The organism is Cupriavidus sp. 01L45, assembly GCF_056399885.1.
The window spans coordinates 55,425-73,329 of sequence record NZ_JBFTSG010000049.1 but is presented as its reverse complement, the minus strand read 5'-3'; the positions used below and the strand labels follow the sequence as shown (position 1 = coordinate 73,329).

18 protein-coding genes and 1 pseudogene are annotated in these 17,905 nt (G+C 67.7%); 11 read left to right on the top strand and 8 right to left on the bottom strand.

The window, feature by feature from the left end:
- Window positions 1-136: pseudogene (locus AC1DT6_RS28880) on the top strand (IS630 family transposase); the annotation flags it as partial.
- 25 nt (window positions 137-161) lie between these two features.
- Here the strand turns inward: AC1DT6_RS28880 and AC1DT6_RS28875 are convergent.
- The 4 genes from AC1DT6_RS28875 to tsaB all read right to left on the bottom strand — a co-directional run bounded on the left by AC1DT6_RS28875 (window position 162) and on the right by tsaB (window position 3,616).
- Window positions 162-1,316: a DUF1853 family protein gene (locus tag AC1DT6_RS28875; protein WP_441637662.1), complete on the bottom strand. Its 1,155-nt coding sequence runs from the start codon at window positions 1,314-1,316 to the stop codon at window positions 162-164.
- Window positions 1,297-2,268 (bottom strand): uracil-DNA glycosylase, encoded by a 972-nt coding sequence (locus AC1DT6_RS28870; RefSeq protein ID WP_477115144.1) that lies wholly within the window; start codon window positions 2,266-2,268, stop codon window positions 1,297-1,299. Before AC1DT6_RS28870 ends, AC1DT6_RS28875 begins: the two co-directional genes overlap by 20 nt.
- Window positions 2,265-2,759, bottom strand: a complete 495-nt coding sequence (gene rimI / locus AC1DT6_RS28865; RefSeq protein WP_035865087.1) for a ribosomal protein S18-alanine N-acetyltransferase — start codon at window positions 2,757-2,759, stop codon at window positions 2,265-2,267. The genes AC1DT6_RS28870 and rimI overlap by 4 nt, the downstream gene beginning before the upstream one ends.
- Window positions 2,760-2,845: 86 nt before the next feature.
- Window positions 2,846-3,616: a tRNA (adenosine(37)-N6)-threonylcarbamoyltransferase complex dimerization subunit type 1 TsaB gene (tsaB, locus tag AC1DT6_RS28860; RefSeq protein ID WP_441634681.1), complete on the bottom strand. Its 771-nt coding sequence runs from the start codon at window positions 3,614-3,616 to the stop codon at window positions 2,846-2,848.
- Window positions 3,617-3,815: 199 nt separating this feature from the next.
- Between tsaB and AC1DT6_RS28855 the strand changes: the two genes are divergently transcribed.
- Window positions 3,816-4,085 (top strand): acyl-CoA-binding protein, encoded by a 270-nt coding sequence (locus AC1DT6_RS28855; protein ID WP_035864953.1) that lies wholly within the window; start codon window positions 3,816-3,818, stop codon window positions 4,083-4,085.
- 23 nt (window positions 4,086-4,108) lie between these two features.
- Here the strand turns inward: AC1DT6_RS28855 and AC1DT6_RS28850 are convergent, their stop codons facing one another.
- Together AC1DT6_RS28850 and AC1DT6_RS28845 are read right to left on the bottom strand one after the other, a co-directional pair.
- Window positions 4,109-5,587 carry a DHA2 family efflux MFS transporter permease subunit gene (locus AC1DT6_RS28850; protein ID WP_441634679.1) on the bottom strand — a complete coding sequence of 493 codons (1,479 nt, stop codon included), beginning with the start codon at window positions 5,585-5,587 and terminating at the stop codon, window positions 4,109-4,111.
- Window positions 5,584-6,054 carry an SRPBCC family protein gene (locus tag AC1DT6_RS28845; RefSeq protein WP_441634677.1) on the bottom strand — a complete coding sequence of 157 codons (471 nt, stop codon included), beginning with the start codon at window positions 6,052-6,054 and terminating at the stop codon, window positions 5,584-5,586. Before AC1DT6_RS28845 ends, AC1DT6_RS28850 begins: the two co-directional genes overlap by 4 nt.
- A 153-nt stretch (window positions 6,055-6,207) precedes the next feature.
- Between AC1DT6_RS28845 and AC1DT6_RS28840 the strand changes: the two genes are divergently transcribed.
- The 7 genes from AC1DT6_RS28840 (at window position 6,208) to AC1DT6_RS28810 (ending at window position 13,515) form a co-directional block, all read left to right on the top strand.
- The gene (locus tag AC1DT6_RS28840) at window positions 6,208-6,939 is read left to right on the top strand and encodes an SGNH/GDSL hydrolase family protein (RefSeq protein ID WP_441634675.1); all 732 of its coding nucleotides are present in this window, start codon (window positions 6,208-6,210) and stop codon (window positions 6,937-6,939) included.
- A 214-nt stretch (window positions 6,940-7,153) separates the two neighbouring features.
- Window positions 7,154-7,585, top strand: coding sequence for a VOC family protein (locus AC1DT6_RS28835; RefSeq protein WP_441634673.1), 432 nt, complete (start codon window positions 7,154-7,156; stop codon window positions 7,583-7,585).
- 313 nt (window positions 7,586-7,898) lie between these two features.
- Complete coding sequence (locus AC1DT6_RS28830) at window positions 7,899-9,086, top strand: acyl-CoA dehydrogenase family protein (protein ID WP_441634671.1); 1,188 nt, start codon at window positions 7,899-7,901, stop codon at window positions 9,084-9,086.
- Between the two features lie 46 nt (window positions 9,087-9,132).
- On the top strand, window positions 9,133-9,477 hold the full coding sequence (locus AC1DT6_RS28825) for a DUF3088 domain-containing protein (RefSeq protein ID WP_441634669.1): 345 nt from the start codon (window positions 9,133-9,135) through the stop codon (window positions 9,475-9,477).
- Between the two features lie 22 nt (window positions 9,478-9,499).
- Window positions 9,500-10,747, top strand: coding sequence for an acyl-CoA dehydrogenase family protein (locus AC1DT6_RS28820; protein WP_441634667.1), 1,248 nt, complete (start codon window positions 9,500-9,502; stop codon window positions 10,745-10,747).
- Window positions 10,744-12,099 (top strand): LLM class flavin-dependent oxidoreductase, encoded by a 1,356-nt coding sequence (locus AC1DT6_RS28815; protein ID WP_441634665.1) that lies wholly within the window; start codon window positions 10,744-10,746, stop codon window positions 12,097-12,099. The genes AC1DT6_RS28820 and AC1DT6_RS28815 overlap by 4 nt, the downstream gene beginning before the upstream one ends.
- Window positions 12,100-12,138: 39 nt before the next feature.
- On the top strand, window positions 12,139-13,515 hold the full coding sequence (locus AC1DT6_RS28810) for an LLM class flavin-dependent oxidoreductase (RefSeq protein ID WP_441634663.1): 1,377 nt from the start codon (window positions 12,139-12,141) through the stop codon (window positions 13,513-13,515).
- Between the two features lie 316 nt (window positions 13,516-13,831).
- On the opposite strand, the gene aceB is transcribed toward AC1DT6_RS28810, so the two are convergent.
- Together aceB and AC1DT6_RS28800 are read right to left on the bottom strand one after the other, a co-directional pair.
- Window positions 13,832-15,418 (bottom strand): malate synthase A, encoded by a 1,587-nt coding sequence (gene aceB / locus AC1DT6_RS28805; RefSeq protein ID WP_441634661.1) that lies wholly within the window; start codon window positions 15,416-15,418, stop codon window positions 13,832-13,834.
- 43 nt (window positions 15,419-15,461) lie between these two features.
- Window positions 15,462-16,163: a haloacid dehalogenase type II gene (locus tag AC1DT6_RS28800; RefSeq protein WP_045241533.1), complete on the bottom strand. Its 702-nt coding sequence runs from the start codon at window positions 16,161-16,163 to the stop codon at window positions 15,462-15,464.
- A 242-nt stretch (window positions 16,164-16,405) separates the two neighbouring features.
- Between AC1DT6_RS28800 and AC1DT6_RS28795 the strand changes: the two genes are divergently transcribed.
- The gene (locus AC1DT6_RS28795) at window positions 16,406-17,356 is read left to right on the top strand and encodes a LysR family transcriptional regulator (RefSeq protein WP_441634659.1); all 951 of its coding nucleotides are present in this window, start codon (window positions 16,406-16,408) and stop codon (window positions 17,354-17,356) included.
- 111 nt (window positions 17,357-17,467) lie between these two features.
- Complete coding sequence (locus AC1DT6_RS28790; protein WP_035864994.1) at window positions 17,468-17,902, top strand: universal stress protein; 435 nt, start codon at window positions 17,468-17,470, stop codon at window positions 17,900-17,902.
- Window positions 17,903-17,905 lie beyond the last annotated feature (3 nt).

The window sequence follows — 17,905 nt, the reverse complement described above, 5'->3', positions numbered from 1 at the left end:
ACTTGAGCAAGCCATCCAAAAATATCTCGACCTGAACAACGCCAACCCCACGCCTTTCGTGTGGACGAAGTCCGCCGATGACATCCTCGCCAGCATCAGGCGATTTTGTCTGCGAATATCTGACGCAGGACACTAGCCAGGCAGAGGGCCAGGCACGGCCCTCACCCCACCGGCCTGGCGATGCGCTGGCGCGCACGCTCCTCCCACCCCGGCGGCACCACGAAGCCGCGCGTACGTTCCCGCCACACGCCGGGCTGCCCCGCCGGCTCCACTTCGCATAGCATCACCGGGGCCTCGCGCCGCCAGTTCTTCTCGTGGTGCGTTTCGGCAAAGCGCTGCGCCAGGGCCTCATGCACCGCCTCCGGCGTCTCCGTATGCGCTTGCGCCACCCTGGCCGGCGCCATCCATGCCGAGCGCGGCAGCCGGTACCAGCGCGATCCTTCCCGCTTGCGCGCCCAGTCCGACCAGTCCTGCAAGGTAGACCACCAGCCATGCAAGTGGTCGGGCGCGATGCCCAGATCGCTGATGGCAGCCGGCACCACGCCGTCCCGGTAGAACAGCCACCCGAGCAGGTAGACCTCGCTGCGATCGACCGGCCGGCCCAGCAGCGCGCGGGCCTCCGGCGTGTGCGACAGCGGCAGCTGGCGGCGCACGATATGTTCGAGCTTGTCGCCCAGCCGGTCCACCAGGTTGGGACCGACAAAACAATGCCGGTCCAGCACGGCTTTGCCGGTCCCGCCATCGCGCGACCCGGCATCCGCCACGGGCTCGACCAGCAGGTAGAACTTGGCCGCCATCTCCCAGTGCACGGTGGCGCCGCTAGCCACGTCTCGCCAGACGAAATCCAGCTCCCCCAGCGTTTGCACGCCATGGGTGCCGGCGCGGCGCACCGGCAGGTTCGCCGCGAGCAGTTCCAGTCCCTCGGTGTGTTCCAGCGTGAATTGCAGCAGGCGTTCCGCGTGGCGGCCCAGGCGCAGGCTGGGCGCGGGCGACGGGCCGCGCACGCGCTGCTGTTCCTGGCCAAGCGCCAGCTCGGCAATGGTGGGCGGCAGCGAACCGGGATCGGCAGCCGGCAGCCAGCGCTGCCAGGCGGCCAGCGCCCCTTCAGGCCAGCGCGCCAGGGCCGCCTGCGAAGGCGCCGAGCCGTTGACGACGGGATGGGCCGCGTCAGCTTCGGGCAGGAACGCGAGCAATGGGGGCGAAAGCGAGCACCAGGCGAGTTCGCGCAGGCGCTGCGAGGCGGCATGGCGCCAGAGCGGCGCCATCTCGATGGCGCCGCCGGGGCTTAGCGCGAAATCAGGCCTTGGCTCCCGCACGGTCGTGCACCTCGCGTGCCAGGCACAGGTCCTCCCAGGCACGCGCCTTGTCGGACAAGGTGCGCAACAGGTAGGCGGGATGGTAGGTCACCACCACCGGGATGCCTTCATAGCTGTGGACGGTGCCGCGCAGCTTGCCAATCGGCGTGCTGGTGCGCAGCAGGGACTGAGCGGCAAAGCGCCCCAGCACCACGATCAGCTTGGGCTGGATCAATGCGATCTGGCGCTTCAGGTAGGGTTCGCACCGGGCGACCTCTTCCGGCTCGGGATTGCGGTTGCCGGGCGGGCGGCACTTGAGCACGTTGGCGATATACACGTTGCGTCCGCGCGCCAGGTCCAGGGCAGCCAGCATATTGTCGAGCAGCTTGCCGGCCTGGCCGACGAAGGGCTCGCCCTGCTTGTCCTCGTTTTCGCCAGGCRCCTCGCCGATCAGCATCCATTCGGCCTGGCGGTCGCCCACGCCGAATACAGTCTGGGTGCGGCCGTTGCACAACTGGCAGTCCACGCAGCCCGAGACGCGCTGTTCGAGCGCGGTCCAGTCCAGCGCGGCAATGGCGGCGGAACGCGCATCGGCGTCCACACCCGGTTGGGCTGCCGGCGAGGGATCGAAGCCGCTTTCCGCCGGGATCGCGACGGGCGGCCGGGGGGGAAGGCGGACCGGTGCGGGGACGGGTCCGGCATCCATGTCTGGCCCCCATGCGGAAGGCGCCGCCACTGCAACCGCGTCGTCCGCGCCGGCTCCGGCTGGCGCATCGACAGCGGCAGCGCGCGTGATGACAACCTGCGCGGCTTCCTGCGCGGGCAGGTCGTCGTGATCCAGGGCATCTTCACCGGCGGAGGCATCCGCGGCCGCCCCGGGTGGCTCGGCGGCCTCCGGCATGGCTGGCGCGCGGCGCAGCACCCATTCATCGGCAATGCCGAGCACTTCGAGAAACCTGGCGCGGCGGCTCATGGCATGGCCTCCACAGGCGCCCAGGCGCGGCGCAGCACCAGCGCATCCTCCCGCGCATGGCCCGCGGCCGGGTAATAGCCCTTGCGCCGCCCGATCTCGGCAAAGCCCGCCTGGCGGTACAGCTCGATCGCACCGACGTTGGATGGCCGCACTTCCAGCAGCATGGTATGCAGGTGATGCCCGTGCGACGTGGCCAGGGCGACGGCCAGCAGCAGCCGGCCCAGCCCGCCACGCTGGCGCACCGGGTCCACGGTGATATTGAGCAGGTGCATCTCGTCGACCACCGGCATCAGCACCGTATAGGCAACCAGCACGCCGCCGGGATCCCGCAAAGTCAGGCCAATATGCCCCGCCTTGACGGAGTTCTCGAAATTGCCGCGCGTCCACGGATGGCTATAGGCCCTGGCTTCGATCTCCGCGACGGCTTCGACATCCAGCGCGCTCATGCGGCCGATGGCCCAGCCTGCCGGTATGCTCGGCATCACCGGCATGTCGGGCCACGCGCAGCCGGCGCCGGCTCCCTGGCCAGAGCCGGGACGGGCCGCGCCGTCGGCGGGTGGCAGGTTGCGCTCCACGCTCACGGCTGCTCCCCCGCCGCGGCCAGCGAGGCGCGCCGCGCCGCCGCGGCCTGGCGCTCGGCGATGGTCTGGGCAACCTTGTCGCGCAGGTAGATCGGCATGGCGTCCGCCGCCGCGACGGTTTCATTGCGTGCCAGCGCGCGCAGGGCAATCGATACCAGCGCCGGCGCGGCGGGCAAGGCTTCGGGCACGCTTTGCTGCGCAATCCCCGTGGCCTTGAGGCGCTCGCCAAACACGGCAGCGGCGCTGCCGGCCAGCCAGAACGGCCCTGCCGGCAGGCTGACGGCCTCGGGCGGGCACACCTGCATTTCGGTCGCTGCCTGCCACTCGTGCGCGCCGGCATCCCAGCGGAAAGCGCCCGCATAGGCTTCGTCCATGCGCGCATCCAGGGCAACCAGCACCGACACGCCGGGCGGCAAGGCGGGCATCCCCTCCCCGCCCAGGCGCACGCGCTCGGCACAGGCCATCAGCGAATTGACGGGAATCACCGGCAGGTCGGCCCCGAAGGCCAGCCCCTGGGCCACGCCGCAGGCGGTGCGCAGGCCCGTGAAGGAGCCCGGCCCGGCGCCAAACGCGATGGCGGCACAATCGGACAAGGCGATGCCGGCCTCGGCCAGCAGCTCGCCGGCGGCCGGCAACACGCGGGAAGAGGAGCGCGGGCCGGTATGTTCATGACGAACCAGGCACTCAAGGGCGCCGCCATCGGCAAGGCGCCCGAGCGCGACCGAACACCACTCGGTGGAGGTTTCAACTGCAAGAATCCAGGACATGGCGAGATTGTATCCGGAGCGACCTCAAAAGCTGAACTTGCGCGCGTCCGGGCCAACCCGCAACCGGGCGCCCCTTCCCCGCGGACTGAAGTGTTCTTCGGTTTCTTTCGGCGCCAACGCACCGTGGCGGGCGCTATCATCGCGGCTCACGCGCTTTGTCCCCCAACGCTTCCCCTTCAAACCCATCCCGGAGAATCCCATGAGCGACCTGCAGGCACGCTTCGCCCAAGCCCAGCTCGACGTCAAGCAACTGACCGAGCGCCCCAGCAACATGACCCTGCTGCGCCTGTATGCGCTGTTCAAGCAGGGCAGCGAGGGCGACGCCCACGGCGACAAGCCGGGCATGACCGATTTCGTCGGCCGCTACAAGTTCGAGGCCTGGGAGACGCTCAAGGGCACGTCCCAGGACGACGCCAGGGAAAAATACATCGCGCTGGTGGAGGAACTGCGCAGCGGCACCACCGCCTGAAGCCGGACCGCCCCCCGGTCCCCCTAGGCCTGCGCCGCGTCGGACAGCGGCCTTGGCCGGATCCGCCAGGCCGCCAGGATCGCGGTGGCGATAACCAGCCCCACCGCGAGGAAGGTTTCGTCGAAGGCGCGGATGCGCGCGGCGGCGTCGCCTTCCGGGCCGAGCACCGCGCCCTGCGCCGCCAGCCGCCATTGCAGCCCCACCCCGGCCAGGCTCACGCCGATGGCGCCACCCAGTTGCCGCAGGAAGTTGATACAGCTGGAGCCCTGCGCGATCAGCGAATAATCCACGCCGCGCATCGCACCCAGCGTCAGCGAAGGCAGGATGCAGCCCAGCCCGATGCGGCCGAGTATCGCAAACCCCACCAGCAGCAGGTAAGGCGTGGCCTTGGTGCCCATCGCCATCAGCAGGAAGGAAGCCGCCAGCAGCGCGAGGCCGACGGATACCTGCCAATGCGGCGCGACGCGATTGGACAGGCGTCCCGACGCGGCGATGGTCAAGGCCAGCGCGATGCCCGCAGGCAACAGCACCAGGCCGGCGCGCGACGGCGTATAGGCCAGCGCCAACTGCATATAGACCGGCAGCAGGTAGGTGGACCCGAACAGCCCCGCGCCGTAGATGAACGCCACCACTGCCCCGGCCGCGAACTGCTGGTAGCTGTACAGGCGCATATTCATCAGCGGATGGGCGGCGCGCAACTGCCACAGCACGAACACCACCAGCATCAGTACCCCGAAGCCGGCCAACGCCAGCCCGGCCGGCAGGCTTTCACGCATCTGCACCAGCCCGTTGAGCAAGCTCACGGTGGCAATACCGGCCAGCCCCAGGCCCTGCCAGTCGAGCGGCTTGCGCTCGCCCATCATGGCGGAGTCCACCGCCATGAAGCGCCGCGCCATCCACAGCCCGATCAGCGTCAGCGGCACCACCACGAAGAAAATCGAGCGCCAGCCGAAGGCCTCCACCAGGAAGCCGCCCAGGCTCGGCCCCAGCGCCGGCGCCAGCACCACGCCGAAGCCGAACAGGCTGACCGCCTTGCCCTGCTCGCGCTCCTCGAACACCCGCAGGATCAGGATATTCGGCAGCGGCTGCAGGATCCCCGCGGCAACGCCCTCGGCCGCCCGCATGGCGATCATCACGCCGTAAGTCGGTGAAAATCCGCCAACCAGCCCGCCCGCGCCCAGCAGCAACAGGCTGCCCAGGAAGGTGCGGCGCAGGCCATAGCGGTTGAGCAGCCAGGGGGTCAGCAGCATCGACAGCGTCATGGCGATCATGAAGCTGGCCGCCACCCATTGCGCGCGCTCCTGCCCCAGCACGAAATGCCGGCTCAGGTCCGGAATGGCCACGTTGATGATGGTCGACGACACGATCGATGAGACCGTCCCCAGCATCAGCGTGAGCAGCACCAGCCAGCGCAGGCGGCTGCCATAGCGCGCCCGCAGCGATTCCCGGGTCGGTCCGCCCGGCTGCCCGCCGGGGGCAGGCGACGAAGGCTGCCCGCTCACCCCAGCCGCCCGAGGGCTGCCATTTCGCGAATCTTGCGCACGGTGTCGAGGTCGGCCTCATGGTAGGCCGACTTGACGATCTCGGCGTAACGGTCGTCGCCGCTGTCGTCCACCGCGGGCATGGTGGTCTCGTAGATAAAGCGCAGCAGCAGCGCGCCAGGGCCCGGCGTCTCGATCGCCATGGTCAGGGTGCCGCCTGCGTGTTCGTCCGTGGGGGCGGTCTCATAGCGCACCACGCGGCGTCGCTCGAAGACCACGCGGTCGCGGATCGTGGCCTTGCCGAAGTGCAGCTTGCGCTCGACCCAGTCGTCGCCCCGTTCCACGATCTCCGCGCGGTCCAGCCCCATCACAAACAGCTCGGGCTCGGCACTGCGCAGCACCAGCCCTTGCCAGAGCTGCTCCGGCGTAAGCATGTCCAACTGGATATTTCGTGGATCGTTGATCTCCACCAGGTGCTCGAAACGCAACTTCACTCTCCCGATCTATTGTTAGCCGATATTATGAGGGTTTCCGAGCCAAGGTTCGCAGCAAAACTTCCGCGCCCGGAACCCTGTCGCAAAGCTGCCAATGCGGCTTTACCCGACGCTTCCCGCCAGTCCTGCCCGCCACGGAGAATGCCCATGAGCCATCCCCCGCAGTCCGCTACCGTTCCCTCCCCCCTCGACAGCGCGTACGCCGACCCGCTCCAGGTATTGGTCTATGCCGACTCGCTGTCGTGGGGCATCGTGCCGGGAACGCGGCAGCGCCTGCCCTGGCCGGTGCGCTGGCCTGGGCGCCTGGAGCTTGCCCTGAATGTGGCGAACGGCGCGGCCGCCGGCGGCCAGCGCCCGGTCCGCATACTCGAAGACTGCCTCAACGGCCGCCGCACGGTCTGGGACGACCCCTTCAAACCCGGCCGCAACGGCATCCAGGGCCTGGCACAGCGCATGGAAATGCACGCGCCGCTGGCCCTCGTCATCCTGATGCTCGGCAGCAACGACTTCCAGTCCATGCACCCGCACAATGCCTGGCATGCCGCGCAAGGCATCGGCGCCCTGCTCGACGCGATCCGCGGCGCGCCCATCGAGCCCGGCATGCCGGTGCCGCCGGTACTGGTGCTGGTGCCGCCCCCCATCACTAAGCCGCGCGGGCCGCTGGCGCCCAAGTTCGCGGGTGGCGAGCACAAATGCGCCGGGCTGGCGCAAGCCTTTGAGGCGGTCTGCCGCGCCCGCGGTTGCGACTGGTTCGACACCGGCACGGTGATCCGCAGCAGCGAGGTCGACGGCGTGCACCTTGATGCCGCCGACCATATGGCGCTCGGCGATGCGCTGGCGCCCGTCGTGGCCGCGCTGCTGGCGCCGGCGCGCGCCTGAAGGCCGCTCCGGGCGCCTTGCCAGCCTTGCGCGGACGGGCGCCGGCTACAACACTCCTGACAGTATTTGTCAGGAGTGTTGGCGCACAATCCCGCTCCTCACTCAGCGGATGTTTGCTGGCAAGCGTCTGACTCACCATCCGCATCCGGCACGCACGTGGCGGCAGGCGGAACGCTCCGGAGTGAAATCGCCCCAATCTAAGCAGGAGGCAGCGATGCAATTGCTGGTCAATATCGATGTCGACGACCTCGCGCGCGGCATCGGCTTCTATCAGCGCGGCCTGGGACTGCGCCTGGCGCGCAAGCTGTTCGACGGAACCGTGGCAGAAATGGCGGGCGGCACCACGCCCATCTACCTGCTCGCCGGTGCGCCAGGCACCTCGCCCGGCGCACGTGCCGACGGACGGCGCAACTATCGCCGGCGCTCGATGCCGGTACAACTCGACTTTGTGGTGGAAGACCTCGAAGCCGCCATCGAGCGCGCGCTGGAAGCCGGCGCCGAACTCGAGGACTGGCCGCAGGATTTCGTCTGGGGCCGGCAGGCCATGCTGTCCGATCCCTTCGGCCATGGCATCTGTTTCATCGAGTGGAAGGGCGAAGGATACGGTGCTGCAATGGACGGGAAACGAGCCGTGGAGGCGGCCTAGCGGCGGCGCTGCCGCAAGCGCGGTTCGCCTGGGCACGGGCCCCTTCCGAACTGTCGCGAGGAAATTCCTGCGAGTGGCCATCGCGGCGGGCCGCCATCCATAAAAGTGGATATGCAAGCGCAGTTTGCTTCGTTGGTGGCGTGGCGAGCTTGTTCTATCGTGTCTCCGGTGCAAACAACGAGACGACAAAGAGAAGACAACGCTGAGCTTGCCAGGGACATCGCCGGCCAACCTGCCGGCCGTGTTCCGGCGGGCTCCAGGCCCAACCGGACCGCCCGGCGCATCGCCGCCGGTCCACCTCGCCAAATCAAGCATGTCCACCTTCGGCCCGGATCTGACCGATCCCTTCGTCGCCCGCGCAGTGGTGCTGCGCGAGTCCTTCCATACCGATGCCGCGCAGCGCGACAAAGCCGGCGGCCGGCCCACCGCGCAGATTCGCCTGCTCAAGGAAAGCGGCCTGCTGGCGGCCGGCATTCCGGCGGCTTACGGCGGCGGCGGCGCTTCGTGGCTGTCGCTGCTGCGGGTCGTGCGCGAGTTCGCGCGCACCGATGGCTCGCTGGCCCACCTCTTCGGCTACCACCACCTCCCCGTGCATACCGTGCTGGCGCGCGGCGCGCCGGAGCAGAAAGACCGCCTCCTGCGTGAGGCCGCGCAGCAGCAATGGCTATGGAGCAATTCGGGCAATGCCCTGTCGAAGACCTCCGGCGCCCGGCGCGCGCCCGGCAACGATGGCTGGATAGTCACCGGCTTCCGGCCCTTCTCCAGCGGCACGCATGTGGCCGACGTGATCCAGGTCGCCTGGGAAAACGAACTCGGCCAGCGGCTGACGGGCGTCGTGCCGGCGGAGCGCGCCGGCATCGTGATCGAGGATGACTGGGACGGCATCGGCCAGCGCCAGACCGGCAGCGGCACCGTCACCTTCAACGGCGTGCTGGTGCGCGACGACGAACTCCTGGGCCAGCCCGACGATCCGCTGACGCCCTTTGCCTCGCTGGTCACGCTGCTGCAGCAAAGCGTGCTGCTCAATGTGTTCATTGGCACGGCGCAGGGAGCGCTGGACGAAGGCCGTGCCTATACCGCCACGCAGTCGCGCCCGTGGATCCACTCGGGCGTGGCGCGCCATGTCGATGACCCGTGGGTCCAGCGCAAGTACGGCGAACTCGCCATCCGCACGCTGGCGGCCACGGAACTGGCCGACCAGGCCGCGCGCAGCCTGGACGCGATCTACCGCCACGGCGCGGCGCTGACGCCGGAGTTGCGCGGACGCGCGGCGATCGAACTGGCCACGGCCAACCTGTACGCGGGGGAAACCGGTCTGGCCGTTTCCAGCGAGATCTTCGAGGTCATGGGCGCGCGCTCCGCCACCAACGCCAACGGCTTCGACCGCTTCTGGCGCAACGTGCGCACGCATACGCTGCACAACCCGGCGGAATACAAGAAACGCACGGTGGGCACATGGCTGCTCACGGGCGAATTCCCCTCCCCGGCCGTGTACCGCTGACTTTACCGATCACCCGGTATTCCATTGATTCATTTCATTGATTCCCATGAGCCGCGATCGACTGTTCCTGCTGCAACCCGGATTCACCGACCCCAAGCAACCCGGCGAACGCTACGTCTGCCCGCATTGCCTGGCCATCGAAGGCTTGCTGGCCTCTGACCCGGCGCTGGCCGGGCATCTCGACATCACGCGCGTGCCCTTCGCGCGTCCGCGCCAGACGGTGATCGCCGTGCTCGGCGAAGCGCACCAGGGCCTGCCCGCGCTGGTCCTGGGCGACGCCGCGCCGGCACCCGCCGATGCGCAAGCCCTGGGCGAACTGCGCTTCGTCACCGACAGCCGCCGCATCCTCGAACTGCTGGCCGAACGCCACGGTTTTGCCAAGGTGCACTGAGCGCACCAACCGGAACGCCATCATGACCGCTAACGTCGCTTACCTTCACGCGCTGGAAGATGCAGCGCCCGCGCTGTTCGAACCCGACTCCGGCAACCCCTTCGTCACGCGCGCCGTGGCACTGCGCGACCGCTTCGCCGGAGACGCCATCGCGCGCGACCAGGCCGGCGGGAAACCACTGGCACAGATCCGCTTGCTCAAGGAGCACGGCCTGCTGGCCCTACTGCTGCCGCGCGAGCATGGCGGCCAGGGCGAGTCCTGGTCGACCGTGCTGCGCATCACACGCCTGTTCGCACAGGTGGATGGCTCGCTTGGCCATCTGTTCGGCTATCACTACAGCAGCCTGCTGAGCCCGCGCTTGCGCAATGCACCGGAGAAGGCGGCCAGCCTGTGGCGCCGGTCAGTCGAGGGCAACTGGTTCTGGGGCAATACCGCCAACAGCTTTTCCAACAGCCTGTTTGGCCGGCGCGACGGGGAGTGGTTCGTGCTGGACGGCTACCGCCCCTTCACCTCGGGCTCGCATGTCGCCGACTTCCTGGCGATTGCCTGGGAGGATGCCGAAAGCGGCGAGCGACGCTTCGCCGCGATTCCCGCGGACCGCGAGGGCATCGTGATCGAGGATGACTGGGACGGCATCGGCCAGCGCCAGACCGGCAGCGGCCGCGTCACCTACCGCGGCGTGCGCGTACACCAGGACGAGGTGCTGGGCGAGCCCGTGCCGCTGAATCCCACCGGCGCGCCGCCCGAGCCCTACCGCACGGTCACGCCGCTGCAGCAGCAAAGCGTGCTGCTCAACGTGTTTATCGGCACGGCCCAGGGCGCGCTGCGCGCCGGGCGCGAATACACGGTGCACCAGTCGCGCCCGTGGATCCACTCGGGCGTGGAGCGCCATGTCGACGACCCCTGGGTGCGGCGCCAGTACGGCGAACTCTGGGTCAGGACCCAGGCTGCCACCGCGCTGGCCGACCGCGCGCTGGCGGCGCTCGACGGCGTGCAGGCGCGCGGCGAAAAGCTCACCGCCGAAGAACGCGGCGAAGCGGCTGTCGCCATTGCGGCAGCCAATGTGCTGGCCGGCGAAGTCGCTTTGCAGGTCTCCAGCGATATCTTCGAAGTCACCGGCGCACGCTCGGCGGTGCGCAAGGTTGGCCTGGACCGCTTCTGGCGCAACGCCCGCATCCACACGCTGCACAACCCGTCGGAATACAAGACCCGCAATGTAGGCCGCTGGGTACTCGGCGAAGGCCATCCGGAACCGGGGACATTCCAATGAGCGCACCGCTTGCATCGCGCCGGCCGCGCCAGCTTCACCTCAACATCAACATCCTGCATTCGGGTTTCGTGCCGTCGGCCTGGCGGCTGCCCGAGAGCGACCCCGGCGCCTTCGCCGATGTGCGGCACTACATCCGCGTGGCGCAGATCGCCGAGGCCGGCAAGCTCGACGCGGTCTTCCTCGCGGATAACGCCGCCATCGTCGACCAGATCCACTTCCGCCCGATCACCGCGCTGGAGCCGACCGTGCTGCTGGCGAGCATCGCGGCGGCCACCACGCATATCGGCCTGATCGGCACGGCGTCCACCAGCTACAACGAGCCCTACAACATCGCGCGGCGTTTCGCCACGCTGGACCACGTGAGCGCCGGGCGCGCCGGATGGAATGTGGTCACCACCGCCGACGCGCCCTCGGCGCGCAACTTCGGGCGCGACGCGGCGCCGGATCACGCGCAGCGCTATGCGCGCGCTTCCGAGTTCACCGCGGTCGTCAAGGCGCTGTGGGACAGCTGGGAGGACGATGCCTTCGTCGGCGACAAGACATCGGGCCGCTTCGTCGACCCGGGCAAGGTGCTGCCGATCGCGCACCATGGCGAGCATTTCTCGGTGCAAGGACCGCTCAACCTGCCGCGTTCGCCGCAAGGCCATCCGGTGGTGGTGCAGGCAGGCGGCTCCGCGGATGGCCGCGAGCTGGCGGCGCGCCACGCGGAAGCCGTGTTCTCGGCCTCGCAATCGTTCGAGGAGTCGCTGGCCTACGGGCGCGAGCTGAAATCGCGCGCGCAGGCGCTAGGGCGCGGACCCGATGCCGTTCAGGTGCTGGCGGGGCTGACCACCATCATCGGCGCAACGGAAGCACAGGCGCGCCGGCGGCGCGACGAGCTGGTCGACCTGATCCCGTGGGACTACAGCCTGACGCGGCTGGCCGGCACGCTGGGCATCACGCCGGACCGCCTCAAGCTCGACGAACGCCTGCCCGCCAGCCTCGCCCTGCCGGCCAATGGCAACGGCAACCATACCTTCTTCAATGCCACGCTCGCGCTGGCGCGGCGCCACGGCTATACCGTGCGCGAACTGATCCGCGAGCTGGCGGGCGGCGGCGGGCACCGCGTGATCGTCGGCACGCCGGAGCAGATCGCCGACGACATCGAGCACTGGTTCCGGCACGGCGCGGCCGACGGCTTCAACCTGATGCCCGATGCATTGCCCGGCGGACTGCAGGATTTTGTCGACGGCGTGGTGCCGATCTTGCAGCGGCGCGGCATCTTCCGCACGGAGTACGAAGGCGGCACGCTGCGCGAGCATCTGGGCCTGGCACGGCCGCAAGGGCGGCAAAGCGCCCGCGAGTCGGCCTGACACCAACACTGACATCAGCAAGACGCGAGACAATCCATCATGGCTCAACGTAGCGGTTTCCTCAGCCTGGGCGCCTTCCTTTACCCCAGCGGCCACCATATCGCCGCCTGGCGCCATCCCGACGCCAAGGCCGACGCCGGCATCGACTTCAGGCATTACGTGGCGCTGGCGCAGGCCGCCGAGGCGGCGAAGTTCGACCTGATCTTCCTGGCCGACGGCGTGGGCACGCGCGGCGACGATACCGAGTTTCTCAGCCGCACCGCGCACAGCTACCAGGCGCAGTTCGAACCCATCACCCTGCTATCGGCACTGGGCGCGGTGACCGAGCGCATCGGCCTGGTCGGCACGGCATCGACGAGCTTCAACGAGCCCTATCACGTGGCCCGCAAGTTCGCCTCTCTGGACCACATTTCCGGTGGACGCGCGGGCTGGAACCTGGTCACATCGTCGAGCGAGCACGAAGCGCGCAACTTCAACCGCGACCACCACCTGGCGCATGCCGAGCGCTACGAGCGAGCCGCCGAATTTGCCGACGTGGTCACCGGCCTGTGGAACAGCTGGGAAGACGACGCCTTCCTGCGCGACAAGGCCAGCGGGCGCTACTACGATCCGGCCCGGCGCCATGTGCTGCGCCACAAGGGCAAGCATTTCTCGGTGCAGGGGCCGCTTAACGTTTCGCGGACGCCGCAGGGCCACCCGGTCGTGGTGCAGGCTGGCTCATCGGAAGCCGGCAAGGAGCTGGCGGCCCGCACCGGTGAGGCTGTGTTCACGGCGCAGCAGACCGTGGAGGACGCGGTGGCGTTCTATGCCGACGTCAAGGGGCGGCTAGCCAGATACGGCCGCGAGCCGGACGATCTCAAGATCCTGCCCGGCGTGTTCCCGGTCGTGGCGGAAAGCGAGAGCGAAGCCCGGGAGAAATTCGAGCAACTGCAATCGCTGATCGACCCCGTGGTCGGGCTGGCACTGGTATCGGGCCTGAGCGGCGGCTTCGACCTGTCCGGCTATCCGCTCGACGGGCCGATTCCCGAACTGCCCGAGACCAACGCCAGCAAGAGCCGCCAGCGCCTGGTGATCGATCTCGCGCGGCGCGAGAACCTGACCATCCGCCAGCTCTACCAGCGCGTGGCCGGCGCGCGCGGCCACTGGCAACTGGTCGGCACGCCCGTACAGATCGCGGACCAGCTCGAAGAGCGCTTCCGGAAATTCGGCGCCGACGGCTACAACATCATGTCGCCGGTATTGCCGGGCGGGCTCACCGATTTCATCGCGCTGGTGCTGCCGGAATTGCGCCGCCGCGGCCTGTTCCGTACCGAGTACTCGGGCAGCACGCTGCGCGAACACCTGGGCCTCAAGCGCCCCGCGCATCCCGCAGCCGCCTCCGGACCCGCCACCTCCATCATTGCCGCTGCCGCATGACCACTTCGCCCTCCCTCCCCGCATCCGATCCGGACTTCCTCGCGCGTGAAACGCTGCGCCCGCTCGGACCCGCAGCACGTCACTACGGCAAGTGCGCTGCTATCCATTGCGACACGAAGACCGTACACCCGATGAACAGTGTGAAGCCGATGCAATAAGCGCTGAGGATGTGCCAGCGGGCGGCGGACCGCCGAACCAGCGCCACCGGCAGCGGATGTGCCCAGCCGGGCGCATCCATAAAAAAACCCGCAGCGCGGGTGGCTGCGGGTTATTTACGCCGGGGCAGAACCCCGGCCARTCTACTGCAACGGTCCGATCAGATTTCCTCGTACAGCGGCAGCGTCAGGAACTCGGCAAAATCTTCCGACGTGGACATCTGCTCGAAGATTTCGCCGGCGCGGTCATAGGTCCTGGTGTCGCCACCGACGAACTCCTTGACCTTGGCCAGTTCTTCCGGGATCAGCGCGCGCACCATCTCTGCGGTCACCTTGCGGCCGTCTTCCAGCTTGCCCTTGGGCGAGCGGATCCACTGCCACACTTGCGAGCGCGAGATTTCGGCGGTGGCGGCGTCTTCCATCAGGTTATGGATGGGCACGCAGCCGTTGCCGGCCAGCCAGGAGCCGAGGTAGTGGATGCCGACGTTGATGTTCATGCGCAGGCCGGCTTCGGTGATCGGGGTTTCCGGCTGGAAGTCCAGCAGGTCCTTGGCGGTCACGTTAACGTCGTCGCGCTGCTTGCCGAACTGGTTGGGCGCGTCGCCCAGCACTGCCACGAATTCCTTCATGGCCGGCTCGACCAGTCCCGGGTGCGCCACCCAGCCGCCGTCGTAGCCGTCGGTGGCATCGCGCTTCTTGTCGTTGATGATGCCTTGCATGGCGATGGCGTTCTTCTCCGGATCGTTCTTGATCGGGATCAGTGCGCTCATGCCGCCGATGGCGGGCGCGCCGCGCTTGTGGCAGGTCTTGAGCAGCAGCAGCGCGTACGAGCGCATGAACGGCGAGGTCATGGTGACCTTGGCGCGGTCGGCCAGGCAGAAGTTCTTGTCAACCTTGAACTTCTTGATGCACGAGAAGATGTAGTCCCAGCGGCCGGCGTTCAGGCCAGCGCTGTGCTCGCGCAGTTCATACAGGATTTCTTCCATCTCGAAGGCGGCCAGGATCGTTTCGATCAGCACGGTCGCCTTGACGGTGCCTTGCGGCAGGCCGATTTCGTTCTGGGCCATGACGAAGACGTCGTTCCACAGACGGGCTTCGAGGTGGCTTTCCATCTTCGGCAGGTAGAAGAACGGGCCGGCGCCGCGTGCGATCTGTTCCTTGGCGTTATGGAACAGGAACAGCGCGAAATCGAAGATGCCGCCGGAGACGCGCTGGCCGTCGATGGTGACGTGCTTTTCGTCCAGGTGCCAGCCGCGCGGGCGCACTTGCAACGTGGCGATCTTGTCGTTGAGCTTGTAGTGCTTGCCGTTCGAGTCCAGCGTGAGGGTGCGGCGCACGGCGGCCTTGAGGTTCACCTGACCCTGCAACTGGTTGTGCCAGTTGGGGGTGTTGGAGTCCTCGAAGTCGGTCATGTAGCTGTCCGCGCCGGAGTTGAACGCGTTGATGACCATCTTGGCTTCCACCGGGCCGGTGATTTCCACGCGGCGGCAATGCAGCGCGGGGGGCACCGGCGCGACCTTCCAGTCGCCTTCGCGCACGCTCTTGGTTTCAGGCAGGAAGTCGGGCAGCTCGCCGGCGTCCAGGCGCTTGGTGCGCTCGACGCGGGCAGCCAGCAGTTGCTGGCGGCGCGGCTCGAAGGCGCGATGCAGTTTGTCCACCAGGGCCAGGGCCGCCGGCGTGAGGATGTCTTCGTAGGCCGGCAGGATTTCGCCGGTAATCTTCATGCCCGCAGGCAGCGTGATGGCCATCAGTGTTCTCCTGTGATCGATGGTTTGTTTAGGGTGCCCGCTGTCAAACCGCCGCACCGCGGGTGCGGGCGAATTCGAGCAGGTCGTTCATGTCGTGCCCGGTGCCGGAGGGGCTCACATCGAGCTGCTCCGCCGGATGGCCGGCACGATTGATCCAGAACGTGGTGTAGCCATACCAGGTGGCGCCGCAAGCGTCCCAGCCGTTGGACGAGACGAAGAGGATTTCCCCGGCCGGTACGCCGAAGGCCTTGGGGCCCAGCGCGTAGGCGTCGGGCGCGGTCTTGTACATGCGCACCGCATCCACCGACAGCACGTGGTCGAACAGCCCGTGCATGCCGGCGCTCTTGACCGAGATGTCCAGCATCTCGGGATTGCCGTTGGACAGGATGCCCAGCGGCAGCCCGGCGGCCCGCAGGCGCTTGAGCGCCCCGAGATTCTCCGGGAAGGCAGACAGGCAGGCATATTCCTTGAGCAGCTGCGCCTCCGCGGCGGGGTTCAGCACCAGTTGCAGGCGCTCGGCGGCATAGCGCAGCGCGTCCACCGTGATCGCCCAGAACGGCTTGTAGTATGCGCCGTCGGGCGCGGCCAGCGAGCGGATGCGGGTGTAGTCGATCTGCCGCTCGCGCCACAGCAGCGCCAGCGCTTCGCCCTTGCCCGGAAACAATTGCTCCGCGCGCGCGGTGACGGAATACACGTCGAACAGCGTGCCGTAGGCATCGAAGACGACTGCGCGGATCTTTTGCATGAGCTGAAGCGGTTCCCCTGGGCAAACCCGGCAGGCCAGCGCATTGCGTGGGCCTGTACACCAATGAATGCATGCATTGTAGGGAGACGTTGCGGTGCGGCAAAGTCGGCCCGGGTCACTTGATCTTTTACTTTTACCCCACTAATCTTTGCGAACGCTGTAAAGAATAGGCACCAAATCCACCCCATTGCTTCAAGCCCCCCGATTTTTGGGCGGAATGAGGCACAAAACTGGCGAATACCGTGGATCATTTCAAGCAATTGGAGACGTTCGTCTCCGTGGCCGCGCGGGGCAGCCTGTCGGCGGCGGCGGCGGCGGAGGGCGTGGCGCCTGCCATCATCGGGCGCCGCATCGATGCGCTGGAAGAGCGCCTGGGCGTCAAGCTGCTGCTGCGCACCACCCGCAAGATCAGCCTGACCTTCGAGGGCTCGGCGTTCCTGGAGGACTGCCAGCGCATCCTCAACGACCTGCACAACGCCGAAGCCAGCGTCTCGGCCGGCGGCGTCAAGGCCAGCGGCCACCTGCGCGTGACCGCGCCGGCTGGCTACGGGCGCAAGCATGTGGCGCCGCTGGTGCCGCTGTTCATCGAGTCGCATCCGGATGTGACCATCACCCTGGACCTGTCCGACCGCGTGGTCGACCTGGTCAACGAGGGCTTCGACTGCGCCATCCGCCTGGGCGACCTGCCCGATTCCAGCCTGGTCTCGATCCGCCTGGCCGAGAACCGGCGCGTGGTGGTGGCCTCTCCCAATTACCTGTCGCGTCACGGCGTACCCGCCCTGCCCGAGGACCTGACCCGCCACAATTGCCTGGCCTTCGGCGCCAGCGCCAATGTGCAGCGCGGCTGGGCCTTCCAGCAGGAAGGACGCCCTCTCACCGTCAAGGTCGGCGGCACCATGGAATGTTCCGATGGCGCGGTGCTGCACGCCTGGTGCCTGCAAGGCCACGGGCTGGCCTGGCGATCATGGTGGGAGGTGGGGCAAGAGATCGCGAGTGGCCGGCTGGTCACCGTGCTGGATGAGTTCCAGGCGCCGCCGATCGGCATTCATGCGGTCTTTCCGCAGCGCAAGCACTTGCCGCTGCGCGTGCGGCTGTTTATCGACCATCTGAAGAACACCTACGGGAATCCGGCGTACTGGCGGCGCGCGGAACAAGCTTCCGCCGCCAGGCAGCAACTGGCGGTCAATCAGTAATTTGATATAAGGCAATGACGCATGAGCCACCCCTGCCTACAATGAAATCCGACAGGTGCCGTGCGGCCTGCCCCCCACCACCCGTTAAACCGCGTCCCTAAGGAGTCCAGCATGTTCAAGCACATCCTGCTACCCACCGACGGTTCGGAGCTGTCCAAGAAAGCCATCGACGGCGCGCTGGAACTGGCCAAGACAATCAATGCGCGGGTCACCGCCTATGTCTGCCTGGAGGAATATCCCTACACGCCCTTCAGCGAGATCGTGGTGGAAGCGCCCCAGGCCTTCAAGGACCGCATCGAAAGCCAGGCCAAGCTGTACCTGAAGGAAGTGGAAACCGCAGCCAGGGCCGACGGCATCAGTTTTGACGCCGACATGAGCACCTTTGCCGTGCCCTACCTGGGCATCATCGACGCGGCCGAGCGCCATGGCTGCGACGTGATCTTCATGGCATCGCATGGCAGGCGCGGTCTCTCCGGCCTGTTGCTGGGCAGCGAAACACAGAAGGTACTCACGCACACAGACATTCCGGTCATCGTGTATCGCTGAGCG

Coding starts and splice junctions, on each gene's coding strand:
- rimI (WP_035865087.1), bottom strand. CDS start 2,759: ATGCCGGTGATGCCGAGCATACCGGCAGGCTGGGCCATCGGCCGCATG.
- tsaB (WP_441634681.1), bottom strand. CDS start 3,616: ATGTCCTGGATTCTTGCAGTTGAAACCTCCACCGAGTGGTGTTCGGTC.
- AC1DT6_RS28855 (WP_035864953.1), top strand. CDS start 3,816: ATGAGCGACCTGCAGGCACGCTTCGCCCAAGCCCAGCTCGACGTCAAG.
- AC1DT6_RS28840 (WP_441634675.1), top strand. CDS start 6,208: ATGAGCCATCCCCCGCAGTCCGCTACCGTTCCCTCCCCCCTCGACAGC.
- AC1DT6_RS28835 (WP_441634673.1), top strand. CDS start 7,154: ATGCAATTGCTGGTCAATATCGATGTCGACGACCTCGCGCGCGGCATC.
- AC1DT6_RS28830 (WP_441634671.1), top strand. CDS start 7,899: ATGTCCACCTTCGGCCCGGATCTGACCGATCCCTTCGTCGCCCGCGCA.
- AC1DT6_RS28825 (WP_441634669.1), top strand. CDS start 9,133: ATGAGCCGCGATCGACTGTTCCTGCTGCAACCCGGATTCACCGACCCC.
- AC1DT6_RS28820 (WP_441634667.1), top strand. CDS start 9,500: ATGACCGCTAACGTCGCTTACCTTCACGCGCTGGAAGATGCAGCGCCC.
- AC1DT6_RS28815 (WP_441634665.1), top strand. CDS start 10,744: ATGAGCGCACCGCTTGCATCGCGCCGGCCGCGCCAGCTTCACCTCAAC.
- AC1DT6_RS28810 (WP_441634663.1), top strand. CDS start 12,139: ATGGCTCAACGTAGCGGTTTCCTCAGCCTGGGCGCCTTCCTTTACCCC.
- aceB (WP_441634661.1), bottom strand. CDS start 15,418: ATGGCCATCACGCTGCCTGCGGGCATGAAGATTACCGGCGAAATCCTG.
- AC1DT6_RS28800 (WP_045241533.1), bottom strand. CDS start 16,163: ATGCAAAAGATCCGCGCAGTCGTCTTCGATGCCTACGGCACGCTGTTC.
- AC1DT6_RS28790 (WP_035864994.1), top strand. CDS start 17,468: ATGTTCAAGCACATCCTGCTACCCACCGACGGTTCGGAGCTGTCCAAG.